This is a genomic window from Bradyrhizobium sp. RP6, from assembly GCF_003837805.1.
GTDB lineage: Bacteria > Pseudomonadota > Alphaproteobacteria > Rhizobiales > Xanthobacteraceae > Bradyrhizobium.
The window spans coordinates 709,843-729,727 of record NZ_RQIT01000002.1 but is presented as its reverse complement, the minus strand read 5'-3'; the positions used below and the strand labels follow the sequence as shown (position 1 = coordinate 729,727).

Here is a 19,885-nt window from a genome sequence, read left to right as displayed (position 1 = left end):
GTCTTCCTCACGTCACCGCGTTGACAATCTGGTACTCCGGCCGACGCCAGACCTCGCCGACGATGACATCCTCGATGACCTCGGCCGCCTTCATCACTTCGCGCTCGCCGACATAGAGCGGCGTAATCCCAAACCGCATGATCTCGGGGGCGCGGAAATCGCCGATGACACCGCGGGCGATCAAGGCCTGCATCGCGGCATAACCACCATCGAAAGCGAAGGAGACCTGGGAGCCGCGACGTTCATGTGCGCGCGGCGTCACCAGCTTCAGGGATGGGCAGCGGCGCTCGACCTCGGCAATCAGGAGATCGCCGAGCGCGAGCGAGCGCGCGCGGACTTCGGCGAGGTCGACGCGGTCCCAGATGTCGAGCGAGGCCTCCAGCGCCGCCATCGCCAGCACCGGCGGCGTGCCCACGCGCATGCGCTCGACGCCGCCGGCGGCGGCATAGGCGAGCTCGAACGCAAACGGCTTCGCATGGCCCATCCACCCGGACAGCGCGGCGCGAGCGCTGTCGGCGTGGCGCGGCGCGACGTAGAGGAAGGCCGGCGCGCCGGGACCGGCATTGAGATATTTGTAGGTGCACCCCGCGGCAAAATCGGCGCCGCAGCCCGCGAGATCGACCGGCAGCGCACCGGCCGAATGCGCGAGATCCCAGACAGTGACGATGCCGAGAGCATGCGCTTTCGCCGTCAGTCTCGCCATGTCGTGGCGGCGGCCGGTGCGGTAGTCGACCTCGGTGATGTAGAGCACCGCGACCTCCTCCGACAACGCGGCCTCGATCTCCTCCGGCGGCACCAGGCGCAATTGATGGCCGCGCCCGAGCGTTTCGATCAGGCCCTCGGCCATATAGAGATCAGTCGGGAAGTTGCCGGTATCCGACAGGATCACCTTGCGCGAGCCATTCATGTCGAGCGCGGCCGCGAGTGCCTGATAGACCTTGAGGGACAGCGTGTCTCCGACCATCACCGAGCCGGCAGCAGCACCGATCAAGCGCGCGATGCGATCGCCGACGCGGCGCGGCTGGACGTACCAGCCGGCGGTGTTCCAGGCGCGGATCAGCTCGTTGCCCCATTCGGTCGTGATGACGCGATTGACGCGCTCGGCGACGCCCAGCGGCAGCGCGCCGAGCGAGTTGCCGTCGAGATAAATCACGCCGGCAGGCAGATGAAACAGAGCCTTGGTGTCGTCATAGACGCGATATCTGGTCATGGGCATTTTCTATAGAATCGTACGCACGCGCCAGAGTTCGGGAAATAGCTCGACCTCCAGCATGCGCTTGAGATAGCTGACGCCGCCAGTGCCGCCGGTGCCGCGCTTGAATCCGATGACGCGTTCGACCGTCGTCACGTGGTTGAAGCGCCAGCGGCGGAAATAATCCTCGAAATCGACCAGCTTCTCGGCCAGTTCGTAGAGCATCCAGTGCGTCTCCGGCGCCTCGTAGACGATACGCCAAGCCTGCAGCACGCCCTCGTTGAAGCTGTGCGTCTCGCGAACATCGCGCGCCAGCACCGCGGCAGGCATCTTGAGCCCGTTGCGGTCGGCAAGCCGCAACACCTCGTCATAGAGGCTGGGCGCCGCGAGTTCAGCTTCGAGCAGCTTCGTCGTCTCCGCATCGTGCGCGTGCGGCTTCAGCATGGCGTGGTTGCGGTTGCCGAGCAGAAATTCGATCAGCCGGTATTGGCGCGACTGGAAGCCCGAGGATTGCCCGAGTTGCGAGCGGAAGCGGGTATACTCGCTGGGAGTCATCGTGCGCAGCACGTCCCAGGCGCCGTTGAGCTGCTCGAAGATGCGCGACATCCGCGCCAGCATTTTCATCGCAGGTTGCACCTCATCCCGCGAGATCGCACTTCGCGCCGCACTGAGCTCGTGGATGGCCAGCCGCATCCATAGCTCCGTGGTCTGATGCTGGATGATGAACAGCATCTCGTCATGCGCCTCCGACAGCGGATGTTGCGCTCCCAGGATCGCATCCAGCGCAAGGTAGTCGCCATAGGACATCCGCCGGGTGAAATCGGTCTCGGCGCCCTCGCTCGTGGGATCGTAATCGCTGGACGTCATGCCAGGTCCTTTCGATCGATCTTCCATGCTTCGTCAGTCGAGGCCGATCAGGCGGGCGGTGATCGGCGACGACGGATCCTTCAGTCCGTCGATCACGGTGAAATGGTTGAGGCCGGGATCGATGACGAGGTGGGTCGGCACGTCGAAACCGGTCCAGACATTGGCCATCAGATCGGACTGGCGGATGAATTCGGGCCGCTCGCTGCCGCCGACCCAGGCAGTCACAGGCGAACGCCCGCGCGGCAGATGCAACGCCGCGCTTTCCAGCGTCGCCTCCTCGATCGTCATGCGCAGCGTCTCGTTCATCTTCGTCTTCAGCAGCGGACGCAGATCGTGCAGGCCGCTGATCGAGAGCGTGCCGGCGATGCGGTCGTAGACCGCGGACTCGAGGCCGCCGTCTTCGCACAGCATGCGCGTGACGAGATGGCCGCCGGCGGAGTGGCCCGCGAGCCGGATCGGCCCCGAGACCAGCGAGGCCGCCTTGGCGATCGCGGCCGCAATTTCCGCGGTAATATCGGAGATGCGCGCGGCCGGCGCCAGCGTGTAGCTCGGCAGCGCGACCGTCCAGCCCTGATGGCGCGCGCCTTCGGCGAGATCGGTCCACGTCGATTTGTCGAAGCGCATCCAGTAGCCGCCATGAACGAATACGACGAGACCCTTGCTGTCGCCGTCGGGCAGGATCAGGTCGAGCTTCTGGCGCTCGCCAGCGCCATAGGCGATGTCCGGGCGAAACTCCTTCAGCCCGTCGCGGTAGGCCGCCGCCCGCTCCGCCCACAGCGCCGGCATCTTGTCCGAGCCCGGGATATGGGCCGAATTGGCGTAAGCGTCATCCCAATCGCGCATTGCTGCTCCTGAGGACCCGTCCAGCGAACCGGACACCAGTCTGCCACCGGCACGGCCGGCATCCTAGTCTTTATTTTAAGCTTAAAGCATTTGGATGCGCCCCTGTTTCGGACAGCGCGCGTCCCGACGGCGACGCCGTAGGATGGGCAAAGCGACAGCGTGCCCTGCTTCTCTTTCGAGGTTGAAGAACGGATGGTGGGCACAGCGCAAGAGCGCCCTTGGCTACCCTACAGGACTATCATCCGTCATTGCGAGCGCAGCGAAACAATCCAGTCTGTCTCCGCGGCAACAGCCTGGATCGCCTCGTCGCAAGGGCTCCTCGCAATGACGGCGGAGAGGCCTACGCCTTCTCCACGCCACACCATTCCGCGATGAACAGCGCCATCGCCTTGGTCGTCTTCTTCAGCGACTCCAGGTCGACGAACTCGTTGAAGCCGTGCATCTCGCCTCCACTGGCCCCAAAACACAGGCTCGGAATGCCGTGGTTGAGGCCGTAGAAGCGCGTGTCGGTCAGCGCGGTGAAGACGAGGTCCTCTGGCATGCCGCCATAGACCTTGTTGAAGGCCCTGCCGAACGCAGCCTCAGGCTCCGCCGCGTCGGTCAGTTCATAGCCTTCCGATAGGAAGCCCGACCATTCGATCTCCGGCGGATTGTTGGCGAGGAAGCGGTGGTTTCGCGCTGCAGCAGCAACGCAAGCCATGATCTCCTTCTGGTGATCGGCGATCGACCAGCCCGGCAATACCGCAATCCGGCAGTCGACGTCGCACCAGGCCGGCACGCTCGAGGCCCAGTCGCCGCCCTTGATGATGCCCGGGTTAAAGTTGATGGGATGATTGAGCGTCTTGAAATAACGGTCGGCCTTGGCGCGCTCGTTCCATTCGATCTCAAGCTTTTGCAGTGCCTGGATCAGGTGATACGCCGCCATGATCGCGTTCGCGCCCGAACCGGCGAAGGCAACGTGGGTCGGATGCCCCTTCACGCGCAGGCGAAACCAGATCACGCCAACCTGCGAGCGCACCATCTTGCCACCGGTCGGCTCCGGAATGAAGCAGGCGTCCGCGCGATAGCCGCGCTGCAGCGTGGAGAGTGCGCCGACGCCGGTGCTCTCTTCCTCGATCACCGATTGAAAATGGATCCGCGCCGTCGGCCTGAAGCCGGCAGCCTTGATCGCGTCCAGCGCATAGAGCGCACCGATCGTGCCCGACTTCATGTCGCAGGCGCCGCGGCCGAACATCTTGCCGTCCTTGACGACCGGCGTGAATGGCGGCGTATCCCACAATTCCAGCGGGCCGGCCGGCACCACGTCACAGTGCCCCTGCAGGATCAGCGATTTGCCGCCATTGGTCTGCGGACGGTAAGTACCCACCACGGAACGAGCCTTCGAAAAATCGTGCTCGATCGGACCGAAGCCGCGCAGATCCTTCAGATCGTCGACATTGATGCGCCAATCGTCGACCTCGTAGCCACGTTGCCGCAGGAGATCGCCGATCATGTCCTGGCACGGCCCCTCCGCCCCGCGGGTGGAAGGGATCGCGACGAAATCGCGGGTGGTTGCAAGCTGAGCTTCGAAGCCGCTATCGACGGCGTCAAGAATTCTCTGCTGCGCTTCGGCATTCATCAGGGCAACTCCAGGCATTTCAATGGTTCCCAAGGAGTGCGCAAACTAGCCGATTTCAGCCGTCCGGGTACTCCACAAAATAAGCATCCCGCAATGCATCTTCGAGCAGCCGGCCTTCGGAATAGCCATTCAGCGTCGCAGGCCGGCTCACACCGTCAAGCAGGCGAGGGCACGGCTCTGGGGCGCCGAGTACGGTGCGGACCGGAATGCGCTCCGCATAAATCGGCAACTCATAGTCCTCATCGTCGTCAGCGACACCCTTGGCGCGGATCTTGGCTGAGGCCTCCTCGATCTCCATGGCGATAAAGAACGTTGCCTTGATCTCCTGCGTGGTGCTCTGTCGCAGGCCGGCGGTGCGATGCGGAAAGAAGCGGTCGACCATGGCGATCACCGCCCGCTCCTTCTCCTCGGGGTCGGTGACGAGATAGGCCGTGCCGAATGCCATGACCGCGCGGTAGTCGGCGGAATGGTTGAAGCCGCAGCGCGCCAGCACGAGGCTGTCGAGATGGGCGACCGTCAGGCAGACGCGCTCGCCCTTCGTCTGGTTGCGCAGCATGCGGCTGGCGCTCGAGCCGTGCCAGTAGAGCTTGGTGCCCTCGCGCCAGAAGAAGGTCGGCGTGCAATAGGGCTGGCCGTCGATCACATAGGAGACGTGGCATAGCATCGAGGAATCGAGGATGCGATGGACCGTGGCGTGATCGTAGAAGCCTCGGTCGTGCCGGCGTTTCACCTGGTTGCGCGCCGACGTCGGATAGGAATTTGAAGTCTCGGTCTGGCTCACGGCCGCTCCTGATCGGATTGGAAGAATTCCAGAGCCGTTGTACCCGCGCATTTGGTCTGCGATAGTTCCAATTCCATGCAAAAAATTCCGACCAATTCGTCCTCGCCCGCCAAGACCGAGCTGCCGCTCGACCTTACGGGGCCGCACATCACGGCCGGCGCTTCCGCCGCGCACCGGCTTTATCAGGCGCTGTGCGAGACGATCGTCTCCGGCCTCATCAAGCCCGGCGAGCTGCTGCCGCCATCGCGGGCTCTGGCCAAGCAGACCGGCTTCCGGCGCAACGCCGTTGTCACCGCCTATGAGCGCCTGATCGCCGACGGCCTTGCAGACGCAACCGTCGGCTCCGGAACGTTCGTCGCCGCACGAATCCCTGCTCGGGCGGCCGAGCCGAACAAGCCGAAGGTGGTTGTCGAAATGCCCGGGCAAGGCGCGTTTGCGCTCGGCTGCACCCATATCGACGAGCGCGCGGTGCAGCGCTTTCGCGCCTTCGTCGGCCGCCGCATGCGTGCGTTCGGGGCCGAGCACCTGCATTATGGCGATCCCCGCGGCAGCGGCGAGCTCCGCGCGGCGATTGCCGATCATTTGCTGTCAGCGCGCGGCCTGCGCTGCGATCCCGATCAAATCATGCTGACGTCGGGCACGCTGCACGCGCTGCGCATCGTGCTGAGCGCGATCCTGAGATCCAACGACCAGGTATGGTGCGAGGACCCCGGCTATCCCGCCGCGCGAACAACCATCGCGCATTGCGGCTATCGCGCCGTGCCTGTCCCCGTCGACGAGCACGGGATATGTGTCGCCAACGGCCGTATCGCGGCGCCGTCCGCGCGCGCAGCTTACGTCACACCGTCGCATCAATTTCCACTTGGCGTGCAGATGTCGATGTCGCGGCGGCTCGAGCTGCTGGATTGGGCAAGGCAGGCCGGCGCATTCGTGCTCGAGGATGATTACGACAGCGAGTTCCGCTATGACGGCGCACCGCTGATGTCGCTCGCCGGCATCGATCGCCTCCAGCGCGTGATCTACCTGGGCACGTTTGCCAAGACGCTGTTTCCGGGCCTGCGCATCGGCTATTGCGCCCTGCCCGAGCGTCTGATCGCGGACGTGACGGCTGCGCGCGCGGCGCTCGACCGCTTTCCCGGCACGCTGATGGAAGGCGCGGTGGCCGACATGCTCAATTCCGGCGCTTTCGCCGCGAACCTGAAGCGCGTGCGAAAACTCTACCGCGAGGCGCGTGAAGCGCTGGCCGAAACGCTGGAGGCCAAATCAGACCGCGCGCTATCCGTGCCGGTGCCATCACAGGGCCTGCATCTTGTCGCCCGGTTCGATCCGTCGATCGACCCGTCTGTGGCAGCGCAAGCCAAACGAGCGGCCGGCGCCGAGGGCTGGCTATTGGCCGACACTTATTCGCGCGCGCGTCCACTGCCCGGCTTCGTGCTGGGGTTTTCGGGACATGCAGTTCCACAACTCGTAGCGTCCGCCGAGCGGCTCGCGCGGGAATCGCGCTCGGCCTTGCGCGCGAAAAGCAGAGCGGGCCGGCGAGCGTAACCAGGCTTCACTATCAGAATCGCTAATCCGCCCCTACATTGCGGCATCATTCCGGGAGCTTCCGTCATGTCACTCCGTCGCGCCGCCTGCTTTTCGCTCCTGATCGCCACCGTGCTTGCTCCGACGGCGCGTGCAGGCACCATCGGGCGCGAGCAGGACATCGTCGATCTGAAGCTCGGCCAGCGCGTGCTCGTGGACGACGGAACCTGCCCCGCCGGTCAGGTCAAAGAGGTGCGCGGCGCCAAGATGACGGACAAGGGTGTCTCGCGCACGAGTTCCTGCGTGCCGCGGCAGGGTCCGAGAACGAGATGATCTGCTGACAAGCTACTTCGCCGGATCGAACATGCACTGCAAGGTCGGCTTGGCGATCTTGGTGAAAGTCGGCCCGATCTCACCCCGCTTGGATACCGGTACCCAATCGGTCTCGATCGTCGGCACGCCGGTCTCGGTGATGCCGCGCAGCAGCGCCTCGCGCAGATCGCGGTCCTCGACGGCAGCGGCGGCATGGTCGTGGAGGCAGCCGCAAACCGCTTCCGGATGCTCCCAGCGCCCGAGCATGTGCGGCGCGCACTGGCGCACGAATTCGCTGCGTGGATCGGGTAGCCGGTAGGGTGTGCGAACCTGCGCCTGAACGGAACCGATCGTCAGAAGAGACACAAACGCCGCGGCGCAGAGACGAAGCAACATGATGGCCTTACCGGCTTTTGTCTTGTGTGCGGTCAAAAGCGTGCGGCGACCATGATCGGCTGTGCTGGCGTGATCGTGACGGGCGAGCCGCTGTACTGGAAGGTACCGATACCGGGGAGATTCCCTTCAGGCGTTCCCGCAAACGAGGGGCCGACGAGCACGAACCCGAAAGCAAGGATGAAGGTGAGCGCGCGCATGATTTATCTCCAAATTCCGTGGCCGGCCGTGCGCCGTCGTCGTTGTGACGCTGATAACCATAGGCGGTTTCGCGCGTGATGCGCGAAAAGCTGAAAATGGTTTCGTCTCAGTGAGAATTGTTTCATCCGGACCGAGACGACGAAACAATTCTCGGAAAACGCCAGTCATTTCAGTGAGGTCAGGCTGCAGCTCAAAGTGGCCCGGCAAGTTCCTGCCTCAGCGCGGAAACGCACCTTGCACCGAGGCCGTCATGCTCCCGCCTCGAGCGCTTCACACGCATTTTACGTTTTTCTGCTGAAGAGAGGGCGGCGAACGAGGGCTGGTCCTTGAATCAGGGGCGGTTCGGCCGCGACCCAAGCCATCGAAACCGAGAGGCCCGATTCATCGGGCGCGTTCACGTGAGGAATGGCCACCATGATGGCGGGAAATCGCGCAACGCCGCGCGATGCGGATCCAGCGAAAGATCGCGGAGATGAACCACCAGTTCGCGGCAGCGCCGGCCAAATGGCGCTGCAATCGAGCCGCGGGTTCGAGGCTGCGCCGCAGATGTTCGTGCGGCTGACCGGTTCGCATCTCGCGAAGCCGGGCAATCGTCACTGATTGAAGAACTCGCCGCACTTCTGGACGTTTGCGTCCGCCGGTCCCCATGGCATGATCGGCACGGTCGAGGTCGAGTTCTTGGGCGACCCCTCGATCAACTTGTCCGAATAGACCATGTAGACCAGCACGTTGCGCTTGGCGTCGCAGCCGCGCACGATCTGCATCTTCTTGAAGAACAGCGAGCGCCGCTGGCGGAACATGTCGTCGCCCTGCTCCATCTTGTGCTTGAACCTGATCGGGGCGACCTGGCGGCAGGCGAGCGAGATGTCCGAGACCTCCTCGGCAAGGCCCAGCCACCCCTTGAAGCCCCCCTTCTCCGGCACCGTGAAATGACAAGCGACGCCCTCGACTTCCGGATCGTCGAGACCATAGGTCGCGAGCTTGTCGTTCGGGCTCATCCATTTGAACACGGTCGAGCGGCGGAAGATCAGATCGGGCTCGTCGGCGGCATATGCCGACGCCATTGGCGCGGTCAGAGCCAGGAGAAATAAAGCGAGGCCTTTCAAGCGGATGCTGGAAAGACCGGGGAAACGAGATGACATGAAGCTCTCCGGTAACACGTCCCTGCAATGTAGGAACGCGAGAGCCCGACAGGAAGGCGACAGGCAGTCGGGCGCGGCCGCCGTTTACCGCTCCGTGAGGCTTTTCTGCTACGGCTTGGACAAAAGTAGCTGATCGCAGAACCACCCTGCTGGTGAACGCGTATCCCCTTTGCGAGACTAACGTCTGATTTGGGTTGTGGATTCGAGGATGAACAGCGTGAGCGGGTCGGGTTCTTCCGCCAAGTCGGCGCGGCTTTGGCAGGTCGTCGTTTTGACGGCGGCGGGTGCGATCGGCACGACCAGCCACGCAGACGCGGCGTTCTACTATTGGACGGATTATTCCGACGGCTCCTATTACGCCCGGCAGCGTCCCGAGCCACTGCGCCAGAAGCCGCAGAAGAGCCGCACAGTCGGCAAGAAAGAAGTTAAAGCCGAGAAGGAAGCCGGCACCAAGCCGCAAGGACCGCTCGTTATCGTCGTGTCGATCGACCGGCAGAAGGTGACGGTCTACGACAGCAAAGGCGCGTTCGCAGAATCCCCGGTGTCGACTGGCATGAAGGGCCATTCGACGCCGATGGGTGTATTCAGCGTCATCCAGAAGCACAAATTCCACCGCTCCAACATCTATAGCGGCGCACCGATGCCGTACATGCAGCGGATTACCTGGTCCGGCGTCGCCATGCATGCCGGCGTGTTGCCGGGTTATCCGGCCTCGCACGGCTGCATCCGCATGCCGATGTCGTTCGCGGTGAAAATGTGGAATTGGACCAGGATGGGCGCGCGCGTCATCGTCGCCCCCGGCGAGATGACGCCGCAGAGCTTCTCCCACCCCCTGCTCGCGTCCGTGCGAGTGCCGCCGCAGCCCACGGTGAGCCTCGAACCGCAGACCAATGCCGTCGAGAAGGGCGATAAGGGTGCCGCCGAAGCCGATCCCGTGGAGACGAAGACTGCGAGCGCCGACAGCGTGCTCGAGCTGCGCGCGTCGGTCGGCCACGCCGTGATATCGGATGTGACCACTGGCAGAGCGCCCGCACGCGACGAAGCCGTCGCACCGGCCGATAAGGCCAGGATCGCCGAGGCATCTGATTCGGCCAAGCCAAGTCGCGACAACAAGCCCGCCGACAAGATCGAGGCCGTCAAGTCCGAGCCGGTCAAGACGGAGGCGGTGGACTCGGCGAAGACACCTGGTGCACCGGCCACGTCGCCGACGATGACTGCTTCGCCCGACGCAAAGAAGGACGAGACCCGCGTTGCCGACCCGGCGCCGGCCGCAAAACCGGAAACGCCCAGGCGGGCCAGCCAGATTGCCGTGTTCATCAGCCGCAAGGATTCCAAGCTCTATGTGCGGCAGAATTTTGCACCGCTGTTCGAGGTGCCCGTCACGATCGCCGCGAGCGACCGGCCGCTCGGCACGCATGTCTTCACCGCCGAACTCGACAAGGCGGATGCCAATTCGCTGCGTTGGTCCGTGGTGTCGCTGCCCGTCTCCACCCGTTCCGCGGCACGCGCGGACGACAGCCGCCGCGAGCGCGGCGCCGCCGTGATCCCCGTCGCCGTCAGGCCGGTGGTCACGCCGGACAGCCCGGCCGAGGCCCTCGACCGCATCTCGATCCCCGCGGAGGCCATGGCGAAGATCAACGAGATGCTGACGTCCGGCGGCTCGATCATCGTCTCCGACCAAGGCATCAACCAGGGCGAGACCGGCGAAGGCACCGATTTCATCGTCCGCCTGTACTAGGCTTCGCCGTTCCCGATAACGCGGTGTTGAGCAGTCCGGTCGTGCCGGCGGGGTAACATGCGGCCCGGATCATTTCGGGGGGACGCCGTCATGATGAATCGCAGGACCATGCTCGTCGCAACGTTCGCGGGCGCGATCGCGCCGGCAACCCGCGCGTTCGCCGATGTCGGCATGAGCCGGATCTCGGCATACGCCTTCTCCTTCCCCGCATTGTCAGGCGACGACATCCGCCTCGCCGCGTTCACCGGCAAACCGCTGCTGGTCGTGAACACCGCCTCGCTCTGCGGCTACACGCCGCAATATGCCGGCCTGCAAGAGCTCTGGAACGAGTTTCGCCCGCGCCGGCTCACCGTGGTCGGCGTGCCCTCCAACGACTTCGGGGGCCAGGAACCCGGTGGCGCGAGCGAGATCACGCAGACCGCGCACCACCAATATGGTGTTACCTTCCCGGTTGCGGCCAAGGCCGTGGTGGTCGGAGCGAAAGCGCATCCATTCTACAAATGGGCCGCCGAGGCGCGGCCGAAGGAAGTTCCGAGGTGGAACTTCCACAAATACCTGATCGGCCGCGACGGCTACATCGCCGACGTCTTTTCCTCCGCGGTCGAACCGGCCGACACGCGGATCAAAACGGCCATTGCGAGGGCGCTGGCCGACAGTTGACGCAAGCGCCGCATCCGGCTGGGCACAATTGGGCCCGGGCGTCAAACAGCCGTTGCAATGGCGATGCCGCACCATCTAGGCTAGGATCGTTTGGGGCAGGACGGTTTTTGCCACAGGCGAAAAGCCGCGGCGGGACAACGGGGCCAATCTCGAGGACAACACCATGCGTGTGGCGGCAGGACTGATTTTGGCAGGCGCGATGTCGGTTGCGATGACCGGCGCAGCATGGTCGCAGACACCGGCCGCGAAGCCGGCAGCCGCGACGCAAGCCGCACCGGCGGCAACGCCGGTCGCATCGGCGCCCGCGACGGCTCCGGCCGCCGCTCCCGCGACAGGCGCCGCGCCAGCAGGCTTCGTCAATCCGCCCCCGCCCAAACAGCCGCCGCAGCCGGCACGCGCGGCCTGCAACACGCCGGGCGCGCTCGGTGTCGCCCGCACCGTTGAGATCGACACCACGGGCGGTCCCGGCTTCGGCTTCGAGCATTTCAAGGAGCTCGACTTCCTGCGCGACCACGAGGTGGTGCTGACCTTCGACGACGGCCCCTGGCCGCGCAACACGCCCGCGGTGCTGAAGGCGCTCGCCGACGAATGCACCACCGGCATCTTCTTCTCCATCGGCAAGCACGCGACCTATGAGCCGGAAATCCTGAAGCAGGTCTACGCGGCAGGCCATACCGTCGGCGCCCACACCTGGTCGCACGCCAACCTCAACAACAAGAAGCTCACCGAAGCGCAGCGTAAGGACGAGATCGAGAAGGGCTTCAGCGCCGTGAGATGGGCGCTCGGCGGCATCTCGCCATCACCGTTCTTCCGCTTCCCGGCGCTCCAGCATCCGGCGGAGATGGTCACCTATCTCGGCAACCGCAATGTCGGGATCTTCTCCTGCGACATCGACTCGTTCGATTTCAAGGCTTCCAAGCCCGAAAAGGTGGTCGAGACCGTAATGAAGAAGCTCGAGACCAAGGGCAAGGGCATCATCCTGATGCACGACTTCCAGAAGCACACCGCGGAGGCGCTGCCCGAGTTGCTCAAGCGGCTGAAGGCCGGCGGCTACAAGGTGGTCGCGATGCGCGCCAAGTTCCCGGCATCGACGCTGCCGGAATACGACCAGGAGCTGCTCAAGGACATCAAACTGCCGACGGTGAGCCAGCGCCCGGTCAACTCCGTGGTGACGACCGTTTCCGAATAGAAGGCCGTTGTCTTTCCGTATCGAAGGCTACGTGATCGTCTCGGCGGACGGCATGCTTGCCGACGCCGATCGCGTCATGCCCGACAGCCTGAAGTTCGAATCCGACAAGCTGTTCTTCGAGCAGGCGCTCGATCGCGCTGCGCTGATCGTACATGGCCGGCACTCGCACGAGCAGCAGCCGAATTCGCCGAAGCGCAAGCGGCTGATCCTGACCCGCAGGATCAGGGACCTCACCGTCGATCCGGAGATGCCGAATGCGACGCTGTGGAATCCGCAGCACGCAAGCTTCGAGGCGGCCTGCGCCTTCGCCGACATCGCCTCCGGCATGATCGCGATCATCGGCGGTCCGGTCGTGTTCGACATGTTCATGGACCGCTACGACACGTTCTGGCTGTCGGAGGCTCCGCACGTGCGGCTGCCCGGCGGCGAGGGCTGCTTCGTCGGCGTGCCCCAGCGGACGCCTCACGAGGTGCTGGCTGCGCATGGGATGAGGCCGGGTGCGCCCTACCTCCTCGACGCGGCGCATGAGGTGACCGTGACCCCGTGGCGGCGGGGTTAGCCTGCCGGCAGCGCCGGCGCTCCCGCCGGCTTCAACTCAAAACTGGAAAACAACCCCATGCACAGTACCGGCAACAGAATACCGTTTGGTATCTTGCTGGTTTGGTGAGCTAAAATTGGTCCCGCCGCCGGCCAGCGCAAAGCCGGCTAGCATATTTGCCGAGACCTGATAATCGGCCCCGACGGCGGTCGTGGCGCTATAGCCAACGTCCGAGGCGCGGCGTCAATACGAGCTGACGACTGAGACACACCGCATCAATAGACTGAGACAAAAGAGCAAGACTGACCACGGCGAGAATGAGCGACGACTGCACGACCACAGGTCCGACGGACGCCTCCGGATTGAACGATGATGTCGGCCCGATATCGTCCCTGCTGCCGGCATTCGGCTTCAGCGCCGATCAGATGGAGACGGAGGCGAACGTCGCAGCGTGGCGGGAAGCCGTCGCCACGCTGTTCGAGGTCGACGAGCTCGCCGCCGGTGAACCTGGCCCATTTCGCGCCGACCTCAGCTCCTACGCCATGGGACCGGTGCTGATCGGGCTGAGCCGTGCCAGCGGCCAGCGTTTCCGTCGCACCCCCGAAACGATCGCGCGCAGCGGCGTCGACCATATCATTCTCCAGCTCTATCTGAAGGGCGGCTATGACGGCGTCGCCGGCACCCGGCCAATGCACGTGCGCGCCGGCGACATCTGCCTGTTCGATCTCGCCCAGACGCTGGAGACCAAGGCCACGGCGTTCGAGAACGTCACGCTGGTCGTGCCGCGCCCGATGTTCGGCGCCCATCTCTTGCGGGTCGACGATTTGCACGGCCTTGTCCTGCCGGGCAGCAGCGTGATCGCACGATTGCTGGCGGGGCATCTCACCGCCCTCTTCGAATTTGCGCCGCGCATGAACCTCGACGAATGCCAATCCGTGGTCGAGGGCACGGTGTCGCTGCTGGCCGCATGCCTTCGCAACGAAATCGAACGGGGTGAGGCCCATGTCGACCATAGCGTCGCGGCGAGCCCGTCCCTGATGCGGATCCGCCAATACATCGAGGCTGGCCTTGGCAGTGAGGATCTGTCGGCCAATTCGATCGCCGCCCATTTTGGGCTGTCCCGAGCCTCGCTGTACCGGCTGTTCGCCCCGGTCGGCGGCATCGCCGACTACATCCGCAGCCGCCGGCTGCACCGCGCCTTCTTCGACCTCGCCAATTCCGGTGCGCGCGGTCCGCGGATCAGCGAGGTTGCGCGGCGCTGGCAGCTCGGCACCGACGCGCATTTCACGCGCTCGTTCAAGGCGGCCTATGGCATCACGCCCCGCGCCGCGCGCGAGGCCGCATTGCTCGGCCTGCAGCACGGCAGCGATGGAGCGAGCAGCGCAACGATTTCCCGCTGGATGCGCGAGATCGCGCCCCCGAGAGCGGATTGACCGCTAGACGTCGCCGTAGGCCGCCTCGGCCGGACGCGTGGCGCGGCCGTAGCCGATGATCATGCAGAGCGCGCCGATGATCGACAGGTTCTTGAGCGCGTCGACCAGCATCTTGGCGTTGTCGGGCGGGGTCTGGTTCCAGAAATCGTAGAACAGGACGGTCGCAACGCCGACATAGATGATCAGCAGCATCGCGAAGAAGCGCGCGCCAAGATTCAGCGCGATCATCAACCCCGCGACGATCTCGATTCCGCCGACCGCGATCGCCAGCAGCTGCGGCGTGGTCATGGCCGTGGCGGTCTCGACCTGCTTGGCGTAAGGCGAGATGACTTCGGGCACCACGAGCTTGGTGGCGATGAAGTCGGCGGTCTCCTGGATGGCAAAGAGCTTGGTCGCGCCCGTGTAGATGAACAGCACGGCGAACAGGATTCGCCCGAAAGTCACGAACGCTGGCATGATCGGCCTCTTGGCAAAGCGCTACAGCACGGAACGCTTGAAGGGATTATGAAGAGTCGTGCGCCGGTTTACAAACGGGGAAATGGAGAACTGCGAGGAATTCAAAAGAGAGCGGCGCTCCGCTCGGTTGGCGCTCTCTAGCGGAATCGAACCGAGAGCGGTGATCGGCCAAAACGCCCTCGGCGTCATGGCCGGGCTCGACCCGGCCATCCACGACTTGCCTCGCGGGACGAAGAACGTGGATGCCCGGGACAAGCCCGGGCATGACGAGTCTCGCGGTGCGAACGCCTCTCAAAGCCGTCCAGGGAGTGCTAAGCAGCTACGTGAACAACGTCGGCTGCTGCCGGGCGGCGCGCTCCTGCGCTTCGACGACTGAAACAGCCGTCATGTTGAGGATGCCGCGGGCAGTCACCGACGGCGTCAGGATATGCGCGGGGTGCGCCGGGCCGACCAGGATCGGACCAACGGGGAGCGCGTCCGCCAGCGACTTGATCATCTGATAGGCAACGTTGGCGGTATCGAGGGTCGGCATGATCATGATGTTGGCCTCACCCTCCAGCTTGGAGTGCGGCAGCACCATTCTTCGCGCAGTGGCGGAGAGTGCAGTGTCGCCCTGCATCTCGCCGTCGGCCTCGATCTCCGGATGCTTCTCCTTCAACAACTGGGTCGCCCGCCGCATCTTGCGGGAGGATTCGGTGTCGTAGCTGCCGAAATCCGAGTGCGAAACGAAGGCGATCTTCGGCTTGATGTTGAAGCGCTGCACGTGAACCGCGGCGAGTGATGCGATCTCTGCGAGCTCTTCCGCGGTCGGGTTGGGCCGAACTTGCGTGTCGGCGATGAAGAAGGCGCCCTTGCTGGTGATCAGCAGCGCCAGCGCCGCGTAGTCGCTGATCCCCGGCGAGAAGCCGATGATCTCGCGGACATGGCGCAGATGGCTCATGTAGCGGCCCTCGACGCCACAAAGCATGGCATCCGCCTCCCCGCGCGTCACCGCGAGCGCCGCGATCACGGTGTTGTTGGTGCGCACGACCGTGCGGGCGGCATCCGGCGTGACGCCGCGGCGGCCGGCGACCTCGACATAAGACTGCACATAGGAGCGGTAGCGCGGATCGTCCTCGGGATTAACGAGGTCGAAGTCCTTGCCGGCGCGGATCGAGAGGCCGAAGCGCTTGATGCGCGCCTCCACGACCGAAGGACGGCCCACCAGGATCGGCCGCGCCAGATTCTCCTCCAGCACCACCTGCGTGGCGCGCAGCACGCGCTCGTCCTCGCCTTCGGCATAGATCACCCGCACCGGCTGGGTCTTGGCCTTGGCGAACATCGGCTTCATGACGAGGCCGGAGCGGAAGGCGAAGCGCTCGAGCAGCGCGGTGTATTCGTCGAAATTGGTGATAGGCCGCGTCGCGACGCCCGACTCCATCGCCGCCTTGGCAACAGCCGGCGCAATGCGCAGAATCAGGCGCGGGTCGAACGGGCTCGGGATCAGCGAGCCCGGGCCGAACCCTTGGGTCTCGCCGGTGTCAAAACCCTGCGCGACGGCATCGGACGGCGCCTCGCGGGCGAGCTGCGCGATGGCTTCGACGGCGGCGTGCTTCATCTCCTCGTTGATGGCGGTGGCGCCGACGTCGAGCGCGCCGCGGAAGATGAAGGGAAAGCAGAGGACGTTGTTGACCTGGTTCGGATAGTCGGAACGGCCGGTGCAGATCATGGCATCGGGGCGCGCCTTGCGCGCCTCCTCCGGCATGATCTCCGGCACCGGATTGGCGAGCGCCATAATCAGGGGCTTGTCGCCCATCGCCTTGGCCATCTCCGGCTTGAGCACGCCGGGTGCCGAGAGCCCGATGAAGATGTCGGCGCCGCCGATGACGTCGGCGAGCGTGCGCTTGTCGGTCTTCTGCGCATAGACCGCCTTCCAGCGGTCCATCGAGGTGTTGCGTCCCTCGTGCACGAGCCCATCGATGTCGCAGACCCAGATGTTCTTGCGCTGCGCGCCCATCGACACCAGAAGATTGAGCGTCGCGATCGCCGCGGCCCCTGCCCCCGACGCCACGATCTTGACCTCGGACAGCTTCTTGCCGTTCAGCCTCAGACCATTGCTGATGGCGGCGGCTACAATGATGGCGGTGCCGTGCTGGTCGTCATGGAAGACCGGAATCTTCATGCGCTCCTTCAAGCGCGCCTCGATCTCGAAGCACTCCGGTCCGCGGATGTCCTCCAGATTGATGCCGCCGAAGGTCGGCTCGAGCGCCGCCACGGTCTCGACCACGCGGTCGATGGTGTCGGCGGCGATCTCGATGTCGAACACGTCGATGCCGGCGAATTTCTTGAACAGGACCGCCTTGCCTTCCATCACCGGCTTGGAAGCCAGCGGGCCGATATTGCCGAGGCCAAGCACCGCGGTGCCGTTGGAGACCACCGCGACCAGATTGGCGCGGGTGGTGAGCGTGGCCGCCTCGGCCGGGTTCTTGGCGATCTCGGTGCAGGCCGCGGCAACGCCCGGAGAATAGGCAAGCGCGAGGTCGCGCTGGTTGGCAAGCGGCTTACTTGCCTGGATCTCGAGCTTTCCGGGGCGCGGCAAACGATGATAGGCCAGCGCCGCCTGGTGGAGATCATCAGAGTAGGAGGACATGCGGAGTCTCGCCTCGCGTTACCGGCATCAAAATGCATGATCCGGGCTGCCGCCCAAGCGGAACGGTATTTCCGGGTCATGGAAACGGGATGAAGCACGCCGGGTGCCCCGGTGGCAACATCCGATTGCGTCCCCGTCAACAGGGCGCGCATTCAACTGTCTGAAAACCATAGCTTTCCCTGGACCGCGCGGCGTTTGCCGAATATGGCAGGTTGCGCGGTGCGGAACGAGCAACTGGAGCTGGGAATGAAGCGAATCCTGATCGGCCTGATTGTGGCAGCCGGGCTCGGCGTAGGCGGATGGTTCGGCTTCAATTTCTACGCACAGCATCGCGCCGCCGCGGAGGTCGAGGCTGCGTTCGAGCAGATCCGCTCAGGCGGCGGCAAGGCGAGCCATGGCAAGATCGCCTTCGAGCAGTCGAGCCGGACGCTGACAATCGAGGACATTGCAGTCGATCCCGGCAAGCCGTTGCAGGGGCACGTCAAGATCGGCGCCTTCAAGAGCACGGGCGTCCGCCAGATCGGCGAGACGCGCTTTGCCGCTGACGGCATCGACCTCTCGGGTATCGAGATCGCGTTGGACGAAGTCGGCCCCGGCAAGTTGAAACTGGCCTACAAGATCCCGCAGATGACGCTGCGCGACTATGCGGGCCCCCTCCGCGTCCAAAACGCGCCGGCATCGGGCTCCCTCAGCGACATGTACCGGTTCGTGCTCGACCAGTTCGCGAGCGTGACGGCAACGTCCGTGATGATTCCGTCCATCAACATCAGTTTCGACGCCGGCAGCAGCAATGGCAGCGGTGAAGTGGTCTATTCGGGCCTCACGCTCCAAAACCTCGGCCGCGGCAAAGTCGATGCAATGAAGATGGACCGCGCCACCTTCACGATCAACGTTACGCAGCCGAGCAAGGCGGACAAGCTGACTGGCGAAATCTCCGACATGATCGTCAATGATTTCGACTCGACCCCGATCCTCGCCGCACTCGATCCGCAGAGGCGCAGTGACGACAGCTACCGCAGGGTCTACCGGCAAATTTCCACCGGCCCTTATGTCCTCAAGTCCGCGCTGGGAATGCGTATGGATATCGACGGCTTCGCGATGGAAAACATCGACGTGCAGCCGTCGAAGCTCCATTTGTTCGAGATGTTTAACATGCCGCTGGACAAGTCGGCCCCGCCAACGCCGGCGCAAACGCGCGAGCTGATGGAGAAAGTCGCCGGATTCTACGACGGTATTCGCATCGGCAAGGCCGAGATCGGCAAGACCTCGATTGGCACACCGCAAGGAACAGCGAAGATCAATGCGATCCGCTACCGGCAGGGCGAATTCGCGATCGAGGGCGTCGATGCACCCTCGCCGCAGGGCCAGTTCAAGATGGAGCGCTTCGCGCTCAAATCTCTCAGCATGCCGAACCTGATGCGCTGGGCCTCGGGTCTCACCAATCCCGGGCAACCGCCCTCGCCCGATCAGATGCTCGGCCTGTTCCGCGTGCTCGAAGGCGCCGAGATCAAGGGCGTGGTTGCGCCGCATAACAACGCGCGGCAGCCGATCACCATCGACACGATCAGCCTGAACTGGGGCCAACTGGTGGAATCGATCCCAAGCAAGGCCAACCTGGTCGTGAAGATGGTCACGCCGACCGATCCCGCCAATCCGGCGCTGCAGCCGCTGATCGTGGCAGGCGTGGACAAGCTCGCGATCGATCTCGATCTCGGCGCGGCCTGGGAGGAATCATCGGGCGCGTTCGCGCTTGCGCCTGCCACGCTCGATCTCGGCAACCTCGCCAAGGCGCAGGCGCGTCTGGCGCTCGCCAATGTGCCACGCGGCCTGTTCACCACCGATCCGGCGCAGGCCATGAGCCAGGCCGAGCACATCGAGGCCGGTCCGATCGAGCTCTCCTTGCGCGACAGCGGCGTGGTCGATCTCGCAGTGGCACACAGTTCGCGCGCATGCAGAAAGTCAGCCGCGACACAGCGCGCAGCGCCATTGTCGAGATGATCCGGACACAGGGCGAGACGGTCGCCGCCTCCAATCTCGATGTAAAGGCCGCGGTCGACGCACTCGCCGGCTTCGTCGAGACGTCAGGGCAAACGCTGACCATCAAGCTGACGCCATTCGGCAAGCTGCCGATGCTTCAGCTGATCGATGTCCTCAACAACGAACCCATCATCGCGCTGGCGCAGTTCAGGATCGAGGCGTCGACGGGGCTGTAGGGCGAGCTCTCACGTGTCCCGGACGCGGTGCAGCGCGCCAGCGCTGCTGCGCAGAGCCGGGACCCAGAGTGCTTCCTGTTCGCTGAGAGATGGGTCCCGGCTCTGCACCACACCGCTGACCGGACGATGCTTCGCATCGCCGGGACAGCGCTGCGT

Annotated in this window: 20 protein-coding genes; 10 read left to right on the top strand and 10 right to left on the bottom strand. The window is 64.5% G+C overall.

Annotated features, from left to right (window positions below; genetic code table 11):
• Nucleotides 1–7 precede the first annotated feature (7 nt).
• From kynU to EHH60_RS08320, 5 genes are all read right to left on the bottom strand, one after another.
• Nucleotides 8–1,210 carry a kynureninase gene (gene kynU, locus EHH60_RS08340; protein WP_199751349.1) on the bottom strand — a complete coding sequence of 401 codons (1,203 nt, stop codon included), beginning with the start codon at nucleotides 1,208–1,210 and terminating at the stop codon, nucleotides 8–10.
• A 9-nt stretch (nucleotides 1,211–1,219) separates the two neighbouring features.
• Complete coding sequence (kynA, locus tag EHH60_RS08335) at nucleotides 1,220–2,059, bottom strand: tryptophan 2,3-dioxygenase (protein ID WP_124158953.1); 840 nt, start codon at nucleotides 2,057–2,059, stop codon at nucleotides 1,220–1,222.
• 33 nt (nucleotides 2,060–2,092) lie between these two features.
• Nucleotides 2,093–2,902: a hormone-sensitive lipase gene (locus EHH60_RS08330; RefSeq protein WP_124158952.1), complete on the bottom strand. Its 810-nt coding sequence runs from the start codon at nucleotides 2,900–2,902 to the stop codon at nucleotides 2,093–2,095.
• A gap of 340 nt (nucleotides 2,903–3,242) precedes the next feature.
• Nucleotides 3,243–4,520, bottom strand: coding sequence for an ArgE/DapE family deacylase (locus EHH60_RS08325; RefSeq protein WP_124158951.1), 1,278 nt, complete (start codon nucleotides 4,518–4,520; stop codon nucleotides 3,243–3,245).
• Between the two features lie 55 nt (nucleotides 4,521–4,575).
• A complete protein-coding gene (locus EHH60_RS08320) occupies nucleotides 4,576–5,301 on the bottom strand; it encodes a pyridoxamine 5'-phosphate oxidase family protein (RefSeq protein WP_124158950.1) in 726 nt (241 codons plus the stop codon).
• A gap of 75 nt (nucleotides 5,302–5,376) precedes the next feature.
• On the opposite strand from EHH60_RS08320, the gene pdxR reads away from it, so the two are divergent.
• Nucleotides 5,377–6,846: a MocR-like pyridoxine biosynthesis transcription factor PdxR gene (gene pdxR, locus EHH60_RS08315; RefSeq protein WP_124158949.1), complete on the top strand. Its 1,470-nt coding sequence runs from the start codon at nucleotides 5,377–5,379 to the stop codon at nucleotides 6,844–6,846.
• 66 nt (nucleotides 6,847–6,912) lie between these two features.
• Nucleotides 6,913–7,158 (top strand): DUF6719 family protein, encoded by a 246-nt coding sequence (locus EHH60_RS08310; RefSeq protein WP_124158948.1) that lies wholly within the window; start codon nucleotides 6,913–6,915, stop codon nucleotides 7,156–7,158.
• A 12-nt stretch (nucleotides 7,159–7,170) separates the two neighbouring features.
• Here EHH60_RS08310 and EHH60_RS08305 read toward each other — a convergent pair whose 3' ends face one another.
• Both EHH60_RS08305 and EHH60_RS37465 read right to left on the bottom strand, forming a co-directional pair.
• A complete protein-coding gene (locus tag EHH60_RS08305) occupies nucleotides 7,171–7,533 on the bottom strand; it encodes a hypothetical protein (protein ID WP_124158947.1) in 363 nt (120 codons plus the stop codon).
• A 32-nt stretch (nucleotides 7,534–7,565) separates the two neighbouring features.
• Entirely contained in the window at nucleotides 7,566–7,730 is a 165-nt protein-coding gene (locus EHH60_RS37465) for a hypothetical protein (RefSeq protein ID WP_199751348.1), read from the bottom strand.
• A 406-nt stretch (nucleotides 7,731–8,136) separates the two neighbouring features.
• Between EHH60_RS37465 and EHH60_RS08300 the strand changes: the two genes are divergently transcribed.
• A complete protein-coding gene (locus tag EHH60_RS08300) occupies nucleotides 8,137–8,331 on the top strand; it encodes a hypothetical protein (RefSeq protein ID WP_124158946.1) in 195 nt (64 codons plus the stop codon).
• On the opposite strand, the gene EHH60_RS08295 is transcribed toward EHH60_RS08300, so the two are convergent.
• Nucleotides 8,325–8,873: a CreA family protein gene (locus tag EHH60_RS08295; protein WP_124158945.1), complete on the bottom strand. Its 549-nt coding sequence runs from the start codon at nucleotides 8,871–8,873 to the stop codon at nucleotides 8,325–8,327. The genes EHH60_RS08300 and EHH60_RS08295 overlap by 7 nt on opposite strands.
• Nucleotides 8,874–9,081: 208 nt before the next feature.
• Here EHH60_RS08295 and EHH60_RS08290 point away from each other — a divergent pair, with 208 nt between their 5' ends.
• From EHH60_RS08290 to EHH60_RS08270, 5 genes are all read left to right on the top strand, one after another.
• Nucleotides 9,082–10,611 carry a L,D-transpeptidase gene (locus EHH60_RS08290; RefSeq protein WP_199751347.1) on the top strand — a complete coding sequence of 510 codons (1,530 nt, stop codon included), beginning with the start codon at nucleotides 9,082–9,084 and terminating at the stop codon, nucleotides 10,609–10,611.
• Between the two features lie 90 nt (nucleotides 10,612–10,701).
• Nucleotides 10,702–11,271 carry a glutathione peroxidase gene (locus EHH60_RS08285; protein ID WP_124158943.1) on the top strand — a complete coding sequence of 190 codons (570 nt, stop codon included), beginning with the start codon at nucleotides 10,702–10,704 and terminating at the stop codon, nucleotides 11,269–11,271.
• A gap of 163 nt (nucleotides 11,272–11,434) precedes the next feature.
• Nucleotides 11,435–12,460 (top strand): polysaccharide deacetylase family protein, encoded by a 1,026-nt coding sequence (locus tag EHH60_RS08280; RefSeq protein WP_124158942.1) that lies wholly within the window; start codon nucleotides 11,435–11,437, stop codon nucleotides 12,458–12,460.
• A 7-nt stretch (nucleotides 12,461–12,467) separates the two neighbouring features.
• Nucleotides 12,468–13,019 carry a dihydrofolate reductase family protein gene (locus tag EHH60_RS08275; RefSeq protein WP_199751346.1) on the top strand — a complete coding sequence of 184 codons (552 nt, stop codon included), beginning with the start codon at nucleotides 12,468–12,470 and terminating at the stop codon, nucleotides 13,017–13,019.
• Nucleotides 13,020–13,315: 296 nt separating this feature from the next.
• Nucleotides 13,316–14,431, top strand: coding sequence for a helix-turn-helix domain-containing protein (locus EHH60_RS08270; protein WP_124158941.1), 1,116 nt, complete (start codon nucleotides 13,316–13,318; stop codon nucleotides 14,429–14,431).
• A 3-nt stretch (nucleotides 14,432–14,434) separates the two neighbouring features.
• On the opposite strand, the gene EHH60_RS08265 is transcribed toward EHH60_RS08270, so the two are convergent.
• Nucleotides 14,435–14,887: a DoxX family membrane protein gene (locus EHH60_RS08265; protein ID WP_124158940.1), complete on the bottom strand. Its 453-nt coding sequence runs from the start codon at nucleotides 14,885–14,887 to the stop codon at nucleotides 14,435–14,437.
• Between the two features lie 319 nt (nucleotides 14,888–15,206).
• Nucleotides 15,207–17,516, bottom strand: coding sequence for an NADP-dependent malic enzyme (locus tag EHH60_RS08255; RefSeq protein ID WP_124158938.1), 2,310 nt, complete (start codon nucleotides 17,514–17,516; stop codon nucleotides 15,207–15,209).
• Between the two features lie 246 nt (nucleotides 17,517–17,762).
• Here EHH60_RS08255 and EHH60_RS08250 point away from each other — a divergent pair, with 246 nt between their 5' ends.
• Nucleotides 17,763–19,514, top strand: a complete 1,752-nt coding sequence (locus EHH60_RS08250) for a hypothetical protein (RefSeq protein ID WP_349629057.1) — start codon at nucleotides 17,763–17,765, stop codon at nucleotides 19,512–19,514.
• Entirely contained in the window at nucleotides 19,511–19,729 is a 219-nt protein-coding gene (locus tag EHH60_RS38660) for a hypothetical protein (protein WP_349629056.1), read from the top strand. The genes EHH60_RS08250 and EHH60_RS38660 overlap by 4 nt, the downstream gene beginning before the upstream one ends.
• Nucleotides 19,730–19,885 lie beyond the last annotated feature (156 nt).